The 17,623-nt window shown below is 63.0% G+C and carries 17 protein-coding genes; 3 read left to right on the top strand and 14 right to left on the bottom strand.

All coding sequences use genetic code 11. The features are described from left to right. Positions 1 to 141 precede the first annotated feature (141 nt). On the top strand, positions 142 to 426 hold the full coding sequence (locus tag ACO07C_RS01370) for a PilZ domain-containing protein (protein WP_421912444.1): 285 nt from the start codon (positions 142 to 144) through the stop codon (positions 424 to 426). Between the two features lie 24 nt (positions 427 to 450). Here the strand turns inward: ACO07C_RS01370 and ACO07C_RS01365 are convergent, their stop codons facing one another. The 5 genes from ACO07C_RS01365 to ACO07C_RS01345 all read right to left on the bottom strand — a co-directional run bounded on the left by ACO07C_RS01365 (position 451) and on the right by ACO07C_RS01345 (position 4,640). Next, complete coding sequence (locus tag ACO07C_RS01365) at positions 451 to 726, bottom strand: PilZ domain-containing protein (RefSeq protein ID WP_421912443.1); 276 nt, start codon at positions 724 to 726, stop codon at positions 451 to 453. A 235-nt stretch (positions 727 to 961) separates the two neighbouring features. After that, positions 962 to 1,981: a ketol-acid reductoisomerase gene (ilvC, locus tag ACO07C_RS01360; protein WP_421912442.1), complete on the bottom strand. Its 1,020-nt coding sequence runs from the start codon at positions 1,979 to 1,981 to the stop codon at positions 962 to 964. 19 nt (positions 1,982 to 2,000) lie between these two features. Beyond that, positions 2,001 to 2,657, bottom strand: coding sequence for a TetR/AcrR family transcriptional regulator (locus tag ACO07C_RS01355; RefSeq protein WP_421917417.1), 657 nt, complete (start codon positions 2,655 to 2,657; stop codon positions 2,001 to 2,003). Between the two features lie 221 nt (positions 2,658 to 2,878). After that, positions 2,879 to 4,198, bottom strand: coding sequence for an FAD-dependent oxidoreductase (locus ACO07C_RS01350; protein ID WP_421912441.1), 1,320 nt, complete (start codon positions 4,196 to 4,198; stop codon positions 2,879 to 2,881). Between the two features lie 31 nt (positions 4,199 to 4,229). Next, positions 4,230 to 4,640, bottom strand: a complete 411-nt coding sequence (locus ACO07C_RS01345; protein ID WP_421912440.1) for a winged helix-turn-helix transcriptional regulator — start codon at positions 4,638 to 4,640, stop codon at positions 4,230 to 4,232. Positions 4,641 to 4,776: 136 nt separating this feature from the next. Here ACO07C_RS01345 and ACO07C_RS01340 point away from each other — a divergent pair, with 136 nt between their 5' ends. Then, positions 4,777 to 5,667, top strand: a complete 891-nt coding sequence (locus ACO07C_RS01340) for an SDR family oxidoreductase (protein WP_421912439.1) — start codon at positions 4,777 to 4,779, stop codon at positions 5,665 to 5,667. Between the two features lie 42 nt (positions 5,668 to 5,709). Here ACO07C_RS01340 and ACO07C_RS01335 read toward each other — a convergent pair whose 3' ends face one another. From ACO07C_RS01335 to ACO07C_RS01325, 3 genes are all read right to left on the bottom strand, one after another. After that, positions 5,710 to 6,750 (bottom strand): SDR family oxidoreductase, encoded by a 1,041-nt coding sequence (locus tag ACO07C_RS01335; protein WP_421912438.1) that lies wholly within the window; start codon positions 6,748 to 6,750, stop codon positions 5,710 to 5,712. Between the two features lie 31 nt (positions 6,751 to 6,781). Beyond that, entirely contained in the window at positions 6,782 to 8,701 is a 1,920-nt protein-coding gene (locus ACO07C_RS01330; RefSeq protein WP_421912437.1) for a potassium transporter Kup, read from the bottom strand. 103 nt (positions 8,702 to 8,804) lie between these two features. After that, a complete protein-coding gene (locus ACO07C_RS01325; protein WP_421912436.1) occupies positions 8,805 to 9,545 on the bottom strand; it encodes a pyridoxine 5'-phosphate synthase in 741 nt (246 codons plus the stop codon). A 113-nt stretch (positions 9,546 to 9,658) separates the two neighbouring features. On the opposite strand from ACO07C_RS01325, the gene ACO07C_RS01320 reads away from it, so the two are divergent. Then, the gene (locus ACO07C_RS01320; RefSeq protein WP_421912435.1) at positions 9,659 to 10,066 is read left to right on the top strand and encodes an STAS/SEC14 domain-containing protein; all 408 of its coding nucleotides are present in this window, start codon (positions 9,659 to 9,661) and stop codon (positions 10,064 to 10,066) included. 6 nt (positions 10,067 to 10,072) lie between these two features. On the opposite strand, the gene ACO07C_RS01315 is transcribed toward ACO07C_RS01320, so the two are convergent. The 6 genes from ACO07C_RS01315 to ACO07C_RS01290 form a co-directional block, all read right to left on the bottom strand. Continuing rightward, positions 10,073 to 11,200, bottom strand: coding sequence for an ATP-dependent DNA helicase (locus ACO07C_RS01315; RefSeq protein WP_421912434.1), 1,128 nt, complete (start codon positions 11,198 to 11,200; stop codon positions 10,073 to 10,075). Positions 11,201 to 11,438: 238 nt separating this feature from the next. Further along, positions 11,439 to 11,828 carry a nitrile hydratase accessory protein gene (locus ACO07C_RS01310; protein WP_421912433.1) on the bottom strand — a complete coding sequence of 130 codons (390 nt, stop codon included), beginning with the start codon at positions 11,826 to 11,828 and terminating at the stop codon, positions 11,439 to 11,441. Then, positions 11,797 to 12,456 (bottom strand): nitrile hydratase subunit beta, encoded by a 660-nt coding sequence (gene nthB, locus ACO07C_RS01305; protein WP_421912432.1) that lies wholly within the window; start codon positions 12,454 to 12,456, stop codon positions 11,797 to 11,799. The genes ACO07C_RS01310 and nthB overlap by 32 nt, the downstream gene beginning before the upstream one ends. Then, positions 12,453 to 13,058, bottom strand: coding sequence for a nitrile hydratase subunit alpha (nthA, locus tag ACO07C_RS01300; protein WP_421912431.1), 606 nt, complete (start codon positions 13,056 to 13,058; stop codon positions 12,453 to 12,455). Before nthA ends, nthB begins: the two co-directional genes overlap by 4 nt. A gap of 79 nt (positions 13,059 to 13,137) precedes the next feature. Further along, positions 13,138 to 16,299, bottom strand: a complete 3,162-nt coding sequence (locus ACO07C_RS01295) for an efflux RND transporter permease subunit (protein WP_421912430.1) — start codon at positions 16,297 to 16,299, stop codon at positions 13,138 to 13,140. After that, positions 16,296 to 17,567 (bottom strand): efflux RND transporter periplasmic adaptor subunit, encoded by a 1,272-nt coding sequence (locus ACO07C_RS01290; RefSeq protein WP_421912429.1) that lies wholly within the window; start codon positions 17,565 to 17,567, stop codon positions 16,296 to 16,298. Before ACO07C_RS01290 ends, ACO07C_RS01295 begins: the two co-directional genes overlap by 4 nt. Between the last annotated feature and the right edge of the window lie 56 nt (positions 17,568 to 17,623).

The raw sequence follows: 17,623 nt of genomic DNA, 5'->3' as shown, positions 1-17,623 counted from the left end.
TTTTTCGTTTGGCTGGCCTTCCATCAGCATCGAAGAAGGTTCACCCTATCGCCACCGGCGATAACGCTCTATTTATCTGGCAGGCCTATGCATCGTGCGGATCAAACCAGATGACTGCGACGATCGCCTGGGATTTGCGCGATGGCCGACGACGAAAACAGAGACAAGCGCAGGCAGCGCGTCCTCAAGGGCGCCACGATCCTCACCGGCATCACCAATTCCGAAGTCAAATGCACGGTGCGCAACATGCACGCCGGTGGCGCCGAACTGAAGGTGTCCATCGACGCGCGCGTACCTGACGAATTCCTCCTCTACGTCCCGACCGACGGCATAGGCTACAAGGCAGTGGTCCGCTGGCGCCGCGAGGATCGTATCGGCGTGGAGTTCACGGGCACCGAACCAAAGCCGCACTGGCATTACGGTTGAACCGCGGTCGCGGATAGCAAGTCCTCAGTCGACGAATTCGACGCCGACAAGCGTCAATGAACGCCAGCGCACACGCGCCGCGCGGCGGCGCCCCGCACCATTGACCTCCAGATCGAATCTGGACGGTACACCGCTTGTGTCACCAAAGCTCAACAGCGCTCCATTTTCGGACTCGTTGCGCACGACGCCTTCCATGGCACCAAAGCCCCTGTTGAAGCGCAGTGTGGCGCCTTTCAAGGCACGCCGTCGCCTTTGTGCGCGGCGCTCGCCAAACGCGTTGCCGCCAGCCATCATGTTCATCGTTCATCCCCCGTGTCCCGGCACGAATGAAAGCGACATTCATGCCATGATATTCGTGCCGGAACGGGACAACCCTGGCGTGAAAAAGCCGGCGGATCGCTCCGCCGGCTTTTTCGAGACAATCGCGAAATCGCTAATTGATTCTTGGCCTTATCGACCAGCTTCCACTTCGAAATCCCCCGCGCGCCAGCAGGGCAAGGCCCGAGGACGCGCAAAGGAAAGAGCGTGGATTCGATCAGTTCTTGGCCTTGTCGACCAGCTTGTTCTTCGAAATCCACGGCATCATGGCACGAAGCTTGGCGCCGACTTCCTCGATCTGATGGCTGTCGTTGTTGCGGCGGATGCCCTTGAAGCGCGACATGCCGGCGCGATATTCCTGCATCCATTCCGAGGTGAACTTGCCGGTCTGGATGTCCTTCAGCACGCGCTTCATCTCGGCCTTGGTCTCGGCGGTGATGATGCGCGGACCCGAGACATATTCGCCCCATTCGGCGGTGTTCGAGATCGAGTAGTTCATGTTGGCGATGCCGCCCTCATAGATCAGGTCGACGATCAGCTTCACTTCGTGCAGGCATTCGAAATAGGCCATTTCCGGCGCATATCCGGCTTCCACCAGCGTCTCGAAGCCGGCGCGGATCAGTTCGACCAGACCGCCGCAGAGCACGACCTGCTCGCCGAACAGGTCGGTTTCGCATTCCTCGCGGAAATTGGTCTCGATGATGCCCGAACGGCCGCCGCCGACGCCGCAAGCGTAGGACAAAGCGAGGTCAAGCGCATTGCCCGAGGCATCCTGGTTGACGGCGACGAGGCAAGGCACACCGCCGCCCTTCTGGTATTCGCCGCGCACCGTATGGCCGGGGCCCTTCGGCGCGATCATGACGACATCGACCGTCGACTTCGGCTCGATGAGGCCGAAATGCACGTTGAGGCCGTGGGCGAAGGCGATTGCCGCGCCGTCGCGGATGTTCGGCGCGATTTCGTTCTTGTAGATGTCGGCCTGCAGCTCGTCGGGCGTTGCCATCATCATCAGGTCGGCCCATTTGGCGGCGTCGGCCACGCTCATCACCTTGAGGCCGTCGGCCTCCACCTTCTTGGCGGTCGCCGAGCCGGCCTTGAGACCAATGACGATCTCCTCGGCGCCCGAATCCTTGAGGTTGAGCGCATGCGCCCGGCCCTGGCTGCCGTAGCCGATGATGGCGACCTTCTTGCCCTTGATCAGATTGAGATCGGCATCGCGATCGTAATAGACACGCATTTTGTCTTCCTTCCCGTTTTTATAAGTCGGAGGCCTCGCGGCCGGTTTTTGCTCCATGAAGAGCGAGAAACTGCTGCGTCGCCCGGGCGGCGTCGCCGCCGATTGTCGCATCAGTCAATTCCAGCCGGTCGCCGAGCAGCAGACGGATCTGCACGTCACGGGCGACGAGCCCGAAGAAAGTCCGGAACGCCGTCTCGGCGTCCGGGAAGTCGAGAAGCCCGGCTTGACGGCCGGCTTCCAACACTGGCTTCAGTCGCTTGGCCAGCGCGAAGCGGCCATTCTCCAGAACGACGGCGCCAAGATTGTCCTTGCCGGAACCGGCATGACCGACCGCCACCCTGTTGAGCGCGATCGAGGTATCGCTGGAGATGACGCTCAGCCAATCCGATGCGAAGCGCTCCAGGCTGGCGGTCAGCGAAGCAAGGTCGAGCCCCCGGCCGTCTACCTGTGCCACGCGCACCTTGGAGGCCTGCCATTGCACGGTCGCCGTCAGGAGGCCGTCACGATCGCCGAACCATTTGTACAGCGTTTCCTTGGAGCAGCTTGCCCGCCGCGCCACGGCTGTCATGGTCAGCTGATCGCCCTCCTCGACCAGCAACCGCAAGGCCGCATCCAGAACGGCTTTCTGCCGCTCTGTCAGCGCCTCGCTGTTGTCGATGTCGGCGTTTGCCTGCAACACGATCATTCCCAGATGCTACGGAGGCCAGCAAATCGAAGCCGTACCGTACGTTACGGTTCGGCTTCTCTATGGCGTATTGTGCCTGCCCTTGCAAGTCATATTTCCATCGCCTGACCTCACGGCCGGATATCATGTGCGAAGAAAGACGATGTTGATCTGGCTCCCCGTCATCGTCAAATGCGGCAACCTTAATCTCGTTAGCTGGCGTGCTGGCTACGCTATCCTTTCTTCGGGGCTGCCATCTGGCCTGATGGGGCTACGTCTCGATCCGGCCAAATCGCTTCCCTCAGCCCGATCCGCCTGAAGGGATCGATAACCGTTCCCGCCACCATCGAGGCCAGCAATTGCGGCGCCGGCGGGATCTTCGCGATCGTCGCCACCAGCCTGTCGCGGATGAGGGGCAGCATCACGGAGTCAGACTGGTAGAACGGCGTGAAAGCGAGCGACAGCGCCTGGAAGACGCGGACATGCCAGCGCCGTGACCTCGCATAGGCCTCAAGTGCTGCCTCGACACTGCCCGTCCGCTCCAGCGCGTGGCTGAGCGCAGCCGCATCCAGCAGCGCCATGTTGGCGCCTTGCCCGAGTTGCGGGCTGGTCGAATGCGCTGCATCGCCGATAACCGCCAGCCGCCGGCCGGTAGGCCGCTTCATTGTGTGGTGGCCGTAGCGCGCCAGAGAAAGCTGGTCGAAGCTGTCGATCTGGCTGGTGAAAGCCTCGCATTGCGGCCACAGCCCAACCACCCTCTCCTTCCAGGCGTCAACACCCGCCGCCCACACCTGTTCGGCATCCGCCGGCTTCAGGCTCCAGAAAAAGGCGGCCATCCTTTCGGCGCCCGGTTCAGGCTTGCCGATCGGCAGCACGCCGATCATCACGCTGGCCCTGTCGTAGCGCTGCAGCAGCGCATGTTCGTCGAAACGTTCGCTGCGCCAGCCGAGCGACGCCCAGAATGCACCATAGGTGAGCGGCCGTGGTTGGGTCGGGTCGTTCATACCGTGCCGCAGCTTCGAGCGCGAACCGCTGGCGTCGACGACAAGGTCGAACGGCCCTGTCTTTCGTCCATTGCCGCGGATCAGCGTTGCCCGCTCACCGGTTTCCAGCGCCTGGATCTCGACACCGGTCTCGATGGGGATCGCCTCACGCTGGGCAGCACGGAAAAGCACGCCGAACAGGGCCGCCCGATGCACCGCAAGCCCGAAACGGCCGCCGCGCCGGGCATCATAGCGCACGTCAAGCACCGTTCGGCCGGTCGAGGCATCGGCACCATGCAGGCGGTCGATGCGGCTGCCGAGCGACAGGATGTCGTCGAGCAGGCCGAGGTCGGCAAGCACAGTCAGACCGGTCGGCTGCAGGATCAGTCCTGAGCCAACGGGTTTCGGTTCGTCAAACCGCTCGAACACCGTGACCCGATGTCCGGCACGTTGCAGATAGAGCGCCGTGGCCAGCCCCGCCTGGCCGGCGCCGGCAATTGCGATGTCGTAAGAAATGCCAATCCCCCCAAAGCCGGATTGGCCGTGACAATCCTTCAACGTTAAAGCCAAATCAAGCCGCCGCCCGCATCGTCGGCAGGTGTCAACCTGCAGCGGCGTCGAAAGCCGCCCGCGCGTCGCGAACCGCGCCATGGTTGAGTTCGGCCCAGAGCAGCAACTGATGCAAGGGACCAAACATCGATCGGCCGAGATCGGTCAGGCTATATTCCACGCTCGGCGGCTTCGTCGGGAAAACCTCGCGATGCACATAACCGTCGCGTTGCAGATCATGCAGCGTCTGGGTGAGCATGCGCTGCGAAATATCAGGCACCAGCCGGCGCAGCTCGCCGAAGCGATACGGCTTCTCCGCCAGTGCCGACATCAACAGCGTGTTCCACTTGCCGCTGATGCCCTGGATGACATCGCGGACCGGGCAATCGGCGAGATTTCCACCGCCGCTTTCCGCTCGGTAAATCTCGAGTTTCAATTTCAGATCGACAACCTTGCTGTCCATGGCTGGTTCCCTGCGTGTGCCTACCTCCCGAAAAACTGCCTTCTTTACGGCGGGCTGGCAATTCCTATTCTAGTGCTGGTCTCTTTTTGAGAGCTATATAAGCACCCGCCATTCCGGCGCAACGTCAGGACCCCTAATGACCGACACCCTTCTCGTCACCGGCGCCTCCGGCCAACTCGGCCGCAGTGTAATCAACCATCTGCTCGACACCTTCAAGGTTCCGGCGGCGCGCATCATCGCCACCACCCGCACCCCCGCCAGCCTCGCCGACCTCGCGGCGCGCGGCGTCACAGTCCGCGAAGCCGATTTCGATGATCAGGCATCGCTCGCCAAGGCCTTCGCAGGTGCCGGCCGAGTGCTCATCATCTCCACCAATGAACTGGCGATCATGGGCAAGCGGCGTGAGCAGCAGATCGCGGCGGTCACCGCGGCCAGCAAGGCCGGTATCGCCCACCTGCTCTACACCTCACTGCCCAATCCCGAGCCGGGTTCAGCGGTCGTTTTCGCGCCCGACCACTACGACACCGAACAGGCGATCAAGGCGACGGGCATTGCCTACACGATCTTCCGTAACAGCTGGTATGACGAGAACCTGTTCATGTCGCTGCCGCACACTTTGGCGTCTGGACACTGGTATACGTCAGCGGCCGATGGCCGCATCTCCTACTGCGCGCGCGACGACATGGCGGCGGCGATCGCCGGCGGCCTTGCTTCCGACGCCAAGGAAAGCACCACCTACACGCTGACCGGCCCGAAGGCCTACACGGTTGCCGAAGTCGCGGCGCTGGTCACGGAAGTCACCGGCAAGCCGATCGAGGTCGTGCAGCTTTCCGATGACGCGTTGACCGAAGGAATGAAGGCAAACGGCCTGCCCGAGCCTATCGCCAAGCTTCTTGTGTCCTTCGACGCCGCGACGCGTGCCGGTGACCTCGGCATGGTGACCGACTCCGTCGAGAAACTTTCCGGCCGCAAGTCGGTGTCGCTGAAGCAGTTCCTGGAGGCCAACAAGGCCAAACTCGCTGGCTAAAAATCCGCGTGGCGGGAAATCGTATTCCGATTTCCCGCCACGCTACTTCGATGCCTTGAGCAGTTTCAGCCGGATCAGGCTCTCTCCCGTCGCCACGAGAGCTTCTTCGCGTGGTCGTGGCGCCCAGCCCAGCATGCGGACCGCCTTGGCATTGGTGGCGTTCTTCACCTTGCCCAGTTCCGTCACGAGTTGCGCGGCTTCCGGGTTGAACAGCCCGACGATCCGCACCAGCCAATCGGGAAGCTGCCGCGTCGTGACGCGCGCGGCCGCATCGCCGAGCCGTGCTTTCAAAGTTTGCGCTATCTCCCGCACCGTCAGGAAATCGCCGGCAACCGCCAGGAAGCGTTCGCCCTTGGCGGCGGGATTGGTCATGGCACGCACATGCAGGTCCGCCACGTCCCGCGCGTCGACCACGCCGAAGGACAGACGCGGGAGCCCAGGCAGGCCACCATTCAACATGCGCTGGACAAATTCCGTGGAGGTCGAATGGTCCGGGCCGAACACCGGTCCGAAGATTCCCACGGGATTGACGACCGCGAGTTCCAGTGCGCCGCCTTCGGACGCGATGAAATCCCAGGCCGCACGCTCAGCCAGCGTCTTCGATTTCACATAGGCGCTGACCCTGGCCGTAGGGTCAGTCCAGTTCTCCTCGGTAAACGGCTGGCCATTGAGTGGCATCTTGCCATAGCCGACCGCCGCGAAGGACGAAGTAAGCACGACACGCCTCACTCCAGCGTCACGCGCGGCCCGTAGCACGCGCAAAGCACCCTGACGGGCCGGAATGATCAGCTCATCCTCATGCTTGGGCACGCCAGGCGGAAATGGCGAGGCGACGTGAAGGACGTAGGCGCATCCGGCCATCGCCTCCGACCAGCCCTTGTCCGACATGAGATCGGCAATGGCGAAGGAGAGCGCATCTCCCGGTTCGGCGCCGCCGACCCTAAGCATGGCGAGGACATCGGCTTCACGCGCCCGAGACCGGACGGTCGTGCGCACGCGAAAGCCCTGTTTCAGCAATGCCAGGATGCAATGAGCGCCGAGAAAGCCGGATCCGCCGGTGACGACAACCAATTCGCCGCTCATACCTGCCTCCTCGGCCTATGCGTTCAAGACCTCAAATGGCGACCTGCGTGCCGATTTCCACCACGCGCCCCGTCGGAATCTGGAAATATTCCGTTGCGTCCGCCGCGGTCCGCGCCAATCCGATGAACAACCGGTCCTGCCAGACAGGCATGCCGGAATTGGGCGACGCCTTGAGCGAGCGCCGCGACAGGAAGAAGGATGTCGTCATGATGTCGAACTTCCAGCCCTGCTTGCGGCAAATGGCCAGCGCACGCGGAATATTGGGCTGCTCCATGTAGCCGAAGGTCAGCGTCACCCGCATGAACAGCTCGTTGACTGTCTCCATTTTCACCCGGTCGCTGTCTGGCACCACCGGCTGCGGTGCCGTCACCACGGAAAGGATGACGTTCTGCTCGTGCAGCACCTTGTAGTGCTTCAGGCTGTGCATCAGCGCCGTTGGCGCGCTGAGGGGATCGCTGGTCAGGAAAACGGCGGTGCCCGATACCAGCTGCGGCTTCTTCTTCAGGAGATTGGCGGCGAGGAAATCGAGCGGGATCTCGTTGCGGCGGGTCTTTTCGAACAGATAGCGGCTGCCGCGCACCCAGGTCCACATGGCCAGCACGATAGTGAAGGCCACTGCCAGCGACGCCCAGCCACCCTCGAACACCTTGACGATGTTGGAGGCAAAGAAGCCGATATCGATGAAGGCAAACAGCACGGTCAGCGGGATCGCCACGGACAGCTTCCACTTCCAGATACGGGTCATCACCACATAGAGCAGCACCGTCGTCACCAGCATATTGCCGGTCACCGAGATGCCGTAGGCCGAGGCCAGCTTGCTGGATTCGCCGAAGCCGACCACAAGCAGCATCACCACAAGCGCCAGCAGCAGGTTGACGCGCGGCATGTAGATCTGGCCCGACTGCTTGTCGGATGTATGCAGGATTTCCAGGCGCGGCAGCATGTTGAGCTGCACCGCCTGCCGGGTCAGCGAGAAAGCACCGGAGATCACCGCCTGGCTGGCGATAACCGTCGCCGCCGTTGCCAGCACGACCATCGGGATCAGCGTCCAGCCCTCGTTCATTTCGAAGAACGGATGGCCGACCACGCCACCATTGGCCAGCACGAAAGCGCCCTGCCCTGCGTAATTCAGCAGCAGGCACGGAAATACGATCGACAGCCAGGCAAGCACGATCGGCCTGCGGCCGAAGTGACCGAGATCGGCATAGAGCGCTTCCGCGCCGGTCACCGCGAGGAAGATGGCGCCGATCGTCACGAAGGCAACGTCTGGCGAGTGGATCAGGAACGCGACGATGTAGTGCGGGCTGATCGCCCACAGGATCTCCGGATCGGCGATGATATGGTTCAGACCGGATAGGCCGATGGCCAGGAACCACACGGCGGTCACCGGACCGAATACCAGTCCCACGCCGCCGGTGCCGAAACGCTGCACCGCGAACACGACGGCGAGAATGACCAATGTCAGCGGCACGACATAGGGCTGGAAGGCGGGCGTGACCACATTCATGCCCTCGACCGCCGACAGCACCGAAATGGCGGGCGTGATCACCGCATCGCCGAAGAACAGCGAGGCGCCGACGATGCCGATGCCCAGGATCACCGCCGAGCGCTTCGGAAAACTGCCGCGCGCCAGCGCCATCAGCGACAGCACGCCGCCCTCGCCGCGGTTGTCGGCGCGCAGCACGAACATGATGTATTTGATGGTGACGATGATCGTCAGCGACCAGATGATCAGCGACAGCACGCCCAATATGTCGCCGCGATCAGCGACGGTGCCGTGCGACGACGCCACCAGCGCCTCGCGGAACGCGTAGATCGGGCTGGTGCCGATATCGCCATAGACGACACCGAGCGCGCCCAGCATCAGCACCTTGGTGCTGTGCTGCTCGACCTCAGAATGGCTGGATTGTTCGACTTGTTCTGCCTCACTACCACTGTTGGCAAGGGCCATGGACCACACTCCGATAAGCGCGCGGTGCTCTACGCTTGCTGCGATGCAATATCAAGTGCCCCAGCGTGATGGCTGCCATGCCACCCGCGCGACGCTCCCGAAACTACCACCCGCAGGCCTTCAGAAAGCGCCCCACAGTGCCGGCCATGCCATACTCCAACGCATCGGCTGTCAACCCATGTCCGATCGACACTTCGGCCAATGCCGGAATTCGCTTCACGAGCGCAGGCAGATTGCTGACCACGAGGTCGTGGCCGGCATTGACCTGCAGCCCGGCGGCAAAGGCGGCGTCGGCGGTTTTTCCCAGTCTTTCCAGCTCCTTCGCCGCCTTGGCGGAATCGGAATGATAGCCGCCGTAAGGACCGGTATAGAGCTCGATCCGGTCGGCGCCGGTATCGCGCGCGGCGGAAACACCCTCCGGATCGGGATCGGAGAACAGCGAAACGCGGAAGCCCCCCTTTTTCAGCCGCTTGACGATGGGCGTCAGGAAAGCGGCCCGTGAGGAAAAGTCCCAGCCATGGTCCGAGGTCGCCTGTGACGGATCGTCCGGCACCAGTGTCACCTGTTCGGGCTGATGCTTTTCCACAAGCGCGAGGAAGTCCTCGGTCGGATAGCCTTCGATGTTGAACTCCGCCTTGGGAAACTCGTCGTCGATCAATGCCCTGATCCCTGGCAGGTCGGAGTTGCGCGTGTGCCGCTCGTCGGGGCGCGGATGCACGGTCAGGCCATGCGCTCCCGCCGCGAGCGCGATGCGCCCTATCCCCGTGACGCTTGGCCACGGCAGGTCGCGCCGGTTGCGCAGCATGGCGACGGCATTGAGATTGACGGAGAGCTTTGCGGGCATGGTCGGGGCATCCTGCTGCATTGTCGGCGGCATCTATAACGCCTTTGTCGGGAACAGACAGGGGGTTTTGGGTGTTCCAGAAGGAGAGCACCGTTCAGCGGAAGGAAGCGCCTGTGAATTTTCTCGACTCAGTCCCGGCAATCCGCCGTATCGAGACAAGCCGTGACGACCTCTTCGCCATGGATGTCGTCGGTCACGTTTCATCCGCCGACGCCGAAAACCTGTTCGGCCTGCTGGAGGCAGCCTATGCGCTGCATCCGAGGATCGATGTGCTCGTGCGCCTGATCGACCATGACGGCGTCGACTGGGCCAAGGTCGCCGAGGACACGCTTAAACAGGGCGAGGCCAATGCAAAACAGCACGTCGCCCGCTGCGCATCGATTGGCGAACCCGACTGGATACCGGACGTGCAAGGCTGGTTTGCCGCGCCATTGCCGATAGAGCTCCGGCATTTCAAGGCAGAAGACGAAGAAGCTGCCTGGCAATGGCTGGGCGCCAAGCCCATCGAAGCGCCTGTCTGACGACCGCTATCTCACGATCGTCAGCCGCTCGGCCGCCCGGGTGATCGCCGTGTAGAGCCAGCGCTGGCGTGTTTCCTTGAACGCCCAGCTTTCGTCGAACAGGACGATCTCGTTCCACTGCGAGCCCTGCGCCTTGTGCACGGTCAGAGCGTAGCCATAGTCGAAATCGTCGAAGCGCTTCTTCTGCTGCCAGGGAATGTCGGCGTCCGGATCCTCGAACGCCGCCTTGAGCAGCTTGATCTTGGCAACGCCGCGATCCGGATCGTCCTCTTCCGGCGAGACCAGCAGGTTGATGCCGGGCTTCACCGTCTCGCGCGACGAGGTCATCACCTTCCACAGCGAGCCGTTAAGCAGTCCCTTGGCCGGATCGTTGCGCAGGCAGACCAGCTTGTCGCCGGCTTGCGGATAGTCGGCATTGAAGCCCTTGAGCTCGCGAAGGCGCTGGTTGTAGCGGCGGCGCGTGCGGTTGGTGCCGACAAGAACCTGATCCGCCTTCAACACCAGGTCCTGGGTAACGTCTTCCTTGCCGATCACCTGCGCGGTTCCGTAGTCGCCACGCATGAACTCACGCCCCTCGCGCACATCGAGCGCCAGCCGCAGGATCGGATTGTCGCGCGCCTGCCTATGGATTTCGGTAAGCAGGAAGTCCGGCTCGTGGTCGGTGAAGTACCCGCCCCCCGAGATTGGCGGCAACTGGCCGGGATCGCCGAGCACCAGGATCGGCGTGCCGAAACTCTGCAGGTCGCGGCCGAGCTGCTCATCGACCATCGAGCATTCGTCGATGATGACCAGCTTGGCCTTTGAAATCGGGCTCTGCCGGTTGAGCGAAAAGGTCGGCGACATCGAGGTCTTACCGGTGACCTCGTCCGACACCGATTCCTCGCCCTTGGGCCTGTAGATCAGTGAATGGATGGTGCGGGCGTTGGTGGCGCCCTTGGAGCGCAGCACTTGTGCCGCCTTGCCGGTGAAGGCGGCGAACTGGACCTGGCCGTCGACATGCTCGGCGAAATAGCGCGCCAGCGTCGTCTTGCCGGTGCCGGCATAGCCAAACAGCCGGAAGACCTGCGGCCTCCCGGTCTTGAGCCACTCGGCGACCGCCTTGAGCGCCTCGTCCTGCTGTGGTGAAAAATCCATCCGATCGTGTGAGCGGATTCGCGTCGCGAAGGCAAGCGTTCGCTTGATCCCTGCTGTCAGCCACGGGTCAAGGCGTCGACCCGGCCGACCAGCTAACCCGCGAACATTCCGCTGGTCGCTATGCACAAGGCCGCGCCGATCGAAAGACTCTCTGCCAGGTACATTCGGGTCTCTGAGCGATGCCGGGGGGGCGAGCGGGCGGCTTGCAAGGGATCGGCGCGGCGCAAGGGCACGCTCCTCAAGCGCCGGACCGAAACTCCGGATCGTTCTCCAGCAGGATCGGCTTGCCGTGCGGGGTGGCGTGTGCCGCACGCTCCCAGGCCTCGGCAATCGCATCGACATCAGACCTGGCAGCCAAGCCCTTCGACGCAAGCAGCTTTTCCAACGCCGCCAGCCAATGCTCGTAATAGTCGTGGCCATCCGCCGCCGCGCCCGGCTTCTTCACCTCGGCCGACAGGGCCCGCGCCCACTCATCCCACGAAAACACGCCCTTCTCATGCAGCGCCACGGTCATGGCGAAGGCCTCGGCCTGCCAGGGCTCCGCGAAAACCGGCCCATCGACGCCCGGCGGCAATTCGGCTGCGTTCCCACCCACCTCAAGCCGGCTCAAGGTAGCTCTCCCAGGCATCGATCGAGACCGACAGTGTCAGGTCGGCGCCCTCGCCCCAGATCTCCGTCCCATCGAAAACCACTGTGTAGACCCATTGCGGATTCTCGCCCTGCCAATGGGCGTTAGTGTCGGGAAACACGAAGCCGTCGCGCACGGCCTCGATCATTCCCCGCCTGCCGCGCGCATAGCGCGGCAGCCTTGTGTGGCCGGCCGGATTGAAGTTCTTTGTCCGCACGCGGTCACCGGCCTTGAAGCGCGCAGGCGTGTCGACCGGACGATCGCAAGGGGCCCCCTTTGCCAGCACCGCCGGCACGTTTTCCGCCTTCAGCACTCTCTTGGGTGTGGCAGCGGGATCGACAGCCGTGCAGGCGGCCAGATCGCGCTCGCTGACGAAACCGTGCCGCTTGAGCAGCACCTCCAGCGCCTTGATCCAGATCTCATAGTAGCTGGATGCATAGTAGTCGGCGGGATGCAGCGATTCCCGGGCGTGGCGGCTCTCGTCGATGTTCCATGCGCCCATCCCACCCGCGCATAGCGTGACGCCAAGCGCTCGCTTTTCCCAGGCAGCATGAAAATACGGCTCGTCCTTCTCGGGCGCGACCGGCCCGAACCCCATCTGGCCGCCAAGATCCTGCGGTCCGTTCATGCTGGCTCCTTGGCCAATCCGGTGCCGATCATGGCGTCGCGGGTCACCAGATCGGCCAGCTGATCGTCGCTCCAGCCTTCGGTGCCTTGAGGCCGCATCGGCACGACGAGATAACGCAGTTCCGCCGTCGAATCCCAGACACGGATCTTTCTATCGGCCGGCAGCCTCAGCCCGAATTCTTCCAGCACGCCGCGCGGATCGATCACCGCGCGCGACCGGTAGGGCGGCGCCTTGTACCAGACCGGCGGCAGGCCAAGCACTGACCATGGATAGCAGGAGCACAGCGTGCAGACGACCATGTTATGCGTGTGTTCGGAGTTGAACACCGCCTGCATATGCTCGCCCTGGCGGCCGGTATAGCCGAGCGAACCGATCGCGTCCGTCGCATCGCGCTTCAGCCAGGCCGCGAACTCCGGATCGACCCAGGCCTTGGCCACCACCCGGGCGCCATTGCGCGGGCCGATTCTGGTCTCATAGGTATCGACGATGACGTCGATGGCCGCCGGGTCGACAAGCCCCTTGCGGGTGAGGATCGTCTCCAGCGCGCGGACACGCGCGGCAAAGGGGTCGAGTTCATTGTCGTGGTCGTGATCATGGGACATGATCCCAAATTACGACCGACAATTGCTGGCCGCAAGGATCACGCCTTGGGCCAGCAATGTCTCTTCGTCTTCGCTGCCGCTATTCGGCGGCGGCCTTCTGCGCACCCTGCAGCTCGTCTTCGCCTTCGAACAGCGAACCCTGGTCGTCTTTCTCGACCAGATGCAGTTCGCTCTTGCGCTTCGGCAAAAGTCCGAGCAGCCAACCGGAGAAATTCTCCATGTAGACGTAGATGACGGGTGTCACGAACAGCGTCAGCGCCTGCGACACGACAAGGCCGCCAACCACCGCGACACCGAGCGGCTGGCGCAGCTCCGCGCTGGCGCCGGTGCCGAGCGCGATCGGGATGGTGCCCATCAGCGCGGCAAGCGTCGTCATCATGATCGGACGAAACCGCATGAGGCAGGCTTTGTGGATCGACTCGGTCGCCGTCATGCCCTCTCGTCGCAGTTCGAGCGCGACGTCGATCATCATGATGCCGTTCTTCTTGACGATGCCGATCAGCATCAGGACACCGATGATCGCGATCACGGAGACATCCATACCGGCCAGCCGCAGGGCGATCAGCGCCCCCAGCACCGCCGACGGCAGGCCGCTCAGGATGGTCAGCGGGTGGATAAAGCTCTCGTAGAGAATGCCCAGCACGATATAGATCGTCAGGACGGCGCCGCCGATCAGCACGCCTTGGTTGGCGAGCGAATCCTGGAACGTCTTTGCCGTGCCCGCAAAGGTCGTCGTGATCGCCTTGGGCAATCCGATCTTCTCCTTCAGCGCGTTGATTGCCGTCACGCTGTCGCCCAGCGCGACGCCTTGCGGCAGGTTGTAGGAGACCGTGACGGCGGGAAGCTGACCGAGCTGGTTGACGGTGAGCGCGCCGGCGGTCCGCTGAACCTGTGCGAAGGCGCCCAGCGGCACGAGGCTGCCGCTCGCCGTTCGCACCTGGATGGCAAGCATCCTCTCGGGCGACCAGGGGATCCTCGGATCGAGTTCCATCACCACTTCGTAGCTGTCGGCGGATCCGAAGATCGTCGACACCTGCTCCGTGCCGAAGCCGCCATACAGGCTGGAACGCAGTGTATCGGTACCGATTCCGAGGTTTGCCGCCTTGTCGCGGTCGATCACCAGCGTCGCCTGCAGCGCGTTGTTCTGCAGGTCGTTTGTCACGTCGGTGAAGTGGGTGTGGTCGGCGGCCATTTCGTCGGAGAGCTTCTGCGCCCAGATGTCGGTCTGGCCGGTGTCGAGGCCCTGCACCACGAGCTGATAAGCGCTCGCCGAGGAACGGGATCCAAGCCGCAGGTTCTGAACCGGCTGCATATAGGTTTCGATGCCCGGCACCTTGGCCAGCTGGCTTCTCAGATCCGAAAGCACCTTCTCGATATTCGGCCGCTGGTCCTTGGCCTTCAACTGAACGAACAGCTGGCCCTGGTTGAGGGCGTTGTTCGAGCTGCCCGCCGACCATGCGACATGATCGACATAGGGCGAATGCGAGAACACGTCGGCCACCTGGCCCTGCAGCTTCGACATCGCATCGAACGAGATGTCCTGGCGCGCGATCGTCGTCACGGAAACTTGGCCGATATCCTCCTGCGGGAAGAAGCCTTTCGGCGACACCTGTATCAGCCATACCGAACCCGCTGCCGTTCCGATGAAGACCAGGAAAATCAGGAAGGTGTGACGCAGGCAGAAGCTCAACAGCACATCGTAGCCGCGAACGAAGAAGTTCTGCTTCTGCGCGTGGTCGTGCGCTGCCTTCCGCTCGGCGGAAGACACGGAGAGAAGCCGCGAGCACAGCATCGGCGTCAGTGTCAGCGACACGAACATCGAGGCGAGGATGGCAACCGTCACCACCACGGCGAATTCGTTGAAGATGCGGCCGATCACGCCGCCCATGAGCAGGACGGGAATGAACACCGCAACCAGCGAGATCGAGATGGATATGATGGTGAAGCCGATCTCGCGTGCGCCCTTAAGCGACGCCTCCATGGCCGAAAGCCCGTCTTCCTCCATGTGCCGGAAGATATTCTCCAGCATGACGATGGCATCGTCGACAACGAGGCCGACGGCCAACGTGAGCCCCATCAGCGAGATGTTGTCGATGGAGAAGCCGAACAGGAACATGATGCCGAGCGTCGCGATCAGCGAGATCGGCACCGCCACGGCCGGGATGATGGTTGCCGTGACCCGTCGCAGGAACACGAAAATCACCATGATGACCAGCGCGATGGTCAAAAGCAGCGTGAACTGGACGTCGTCAACGGCTTGGCGGATCGAGGTCGAGCGATCGTTGAGCAGCTTGATGCTTGCGGCCGCCGGCATCTGGTCCTGGAAGGAAGGCAGCATCGCCTTGACGCGGTCGACCACGTCGACCGTGTTGGCATCGGGCTGGCGCTGGACGGCTAGGATGATTGCGCGCGTGCCGTCATACCAGCTCGCCGTCGTCGTGGTCTGGACGGAATCGACCACCCGCGTCACCTCGCCCAGCCGAACCGGATGGCCGTTCTTGGTGGCGATGATGATGTTGGAGAAGTCGGCGGCGTTCATCAGCTGGGTGTTGGCGGTGATGGTCAGCTGCTGCTTGTTGTTCTGCAGAACACCAAGCGGCGTGTTGCTGTTGGCGGCGGCGACGGCCGTCTGCAACTGGTCGATCGAGATGCCGCGCGCTGCGAGCGCTGTCGGATCGATCTGGATGCGCACGGCATATTTCTGCTGGCCGTAGATCGAGACCTGGGCCACGCCATCGATCGTCGACAGCGATGGCGAAATGACATTTTCGGCGAAGGCGTCGAGGTCGGTTAGCGGAACCGAGTCGCTGACCAGCGACATCAGCAGGATCGGCGCGTCCGCCGGATTGACCTTGCGATAGCTTGGCGGTGCCGTCATCTGCGGCGGCAGCGAGCCTTGCGTTCGCGCGATCGCCGCCTGCACGTCGGCGGCGGCGGCATCGATATCGCGGTTGAGCACGAACTGGATGGCGATCGAGGTCGTGCCGAGCGAGTTGGTGGTCGAGATCGAATCGATGCCGGCGATGGTTGCGAACTGCTTGATCAGCGGCGTCGCGACCGAGGTCGCCATGGTTTCCGGCGAGGCGCCCGGCAGCGAAGCCGACACGTTGACCACCGGGAATTCCGCGCTTGGAAGCGCGGCAACCGGCAGGAACTTGTAGGCAAATAGTCCGCCCAGGATGAGGGCGAACGACATCAGCAGCGTGGCGACAGGCCTGCGTATGCAAAATTCGGAGATCATTGCTTCGCCTCGCCCGGCTTGTCAGCCTCTGCAACCTTCGGAGCGGCTTGGGCACCGGCATCGGCAGTCGCCTTGCCTTCATGAACCGGCGAGCCATTCTTCAGCTTCGTCTGGCCTTCGATGACGACACGCTCGCCGCTCTTCAGCCCCTGGCTGACGGCGCTGTTGTCGCCTTCGGTCAGCGCCACCTGGACGGGCCGCATCTCCACCGTGTTGTCAGCCTTGACCACATAGACGAATGGCCCCTTCTGGCTTGGCTGCACCGCGACCGTGGGGATGGAGGTCATCTGCGGCATGGTGCCTGCGTTGACGGTCACATTGACATATTGGCCCGGCCATAGCGAAAGAGTCGGGTTTGGCAGGCTTGCCCGCGTCGCGATCGTGCCGGACGCCGTGTCGACGCTGGAGTCGACGAAATCGAGCGTTCCTTTGCCGATAGGGGTCGGATCGCCATCCTTGGTCAGGGTCACCGCTCCGTCCACCGGCTGCGCCAGCGCCTTGTGCAGCAGCGCAAGATCGCTTTCGGGCAAATTGAAGTTGACCTGCAGCGGGTCCATCTGGGTGATGGTCACCAGCGGCGTCGATGTGCTGCTGTTACCGTTGCTGGTGTTGACGAGGTCGCCGATCGAGATGTTGACCGCTCCGAGCTTGCCGGAGATCGGCGCCGAGATGGTCGCGAAACCGAGTTGGACATTGTCGGCATCGATCGTCGCCTTGTCGGCGTCGACGGTGGCCGCGGCCGCCTTCTGCGCCGCGACGGCCTGATCATAGGTTTGCTGCGTGCCCGCCTGCTTGGCCACCAGATCCTTGGCGCGCTGAAGGTCGGAATTGGAGCTGGCGAGCAGCGCCTGGTCCTTGGCGAGAGTCGCCTGGTCCTTGGCGAGTTGTGCCTTGAGCGCACGATCGTCCAGGGAGAACAGGAGATTGCCGGCTTTGACCATCTGCCCGTCCTTGACCGAGATCGCGACGACCTGGCTGGATACGCGTGGATTGATGCTGACGACATTGGGGGAAGACACGAAGCCGATGGCATAGCGTCGGATCGGGAAATCGGCGGTGGAAGCCGTGGCTGAGACGATCGAGGTCGAGTGGGCACCGTTCGCCGCTGCGGCTGGCGCGGCCGGAGTTGCCGTGGCCGCCGCCTGCTGGGATTGCAGTTGCTTTGGCAGCATCCGCTGCAGACTGCTCATTGTCGTCGGCGAAAAATACAGAACGCCTGCCGCGACGCAGGCGACCGCAATCACCCCAAGCACTACTTTTCCACGCATCGTAAAAAGACCCTCTCCGTCCGACACGCCGTTCTCCGGTGGTCATACCATAGCTG

The organism is Mesorhizobium sp. (assembly GCF_965229135.1).
Classification (GTDB): domain Bacteria; phylum Pseudomonadota; class Alphaproteobacteria; order Rhizobiales; family Rhizobiaceae; genus Mesorhizobium.
This window is presented reverse-complemented; position numbering and strand designations above follow the sequence as displayed.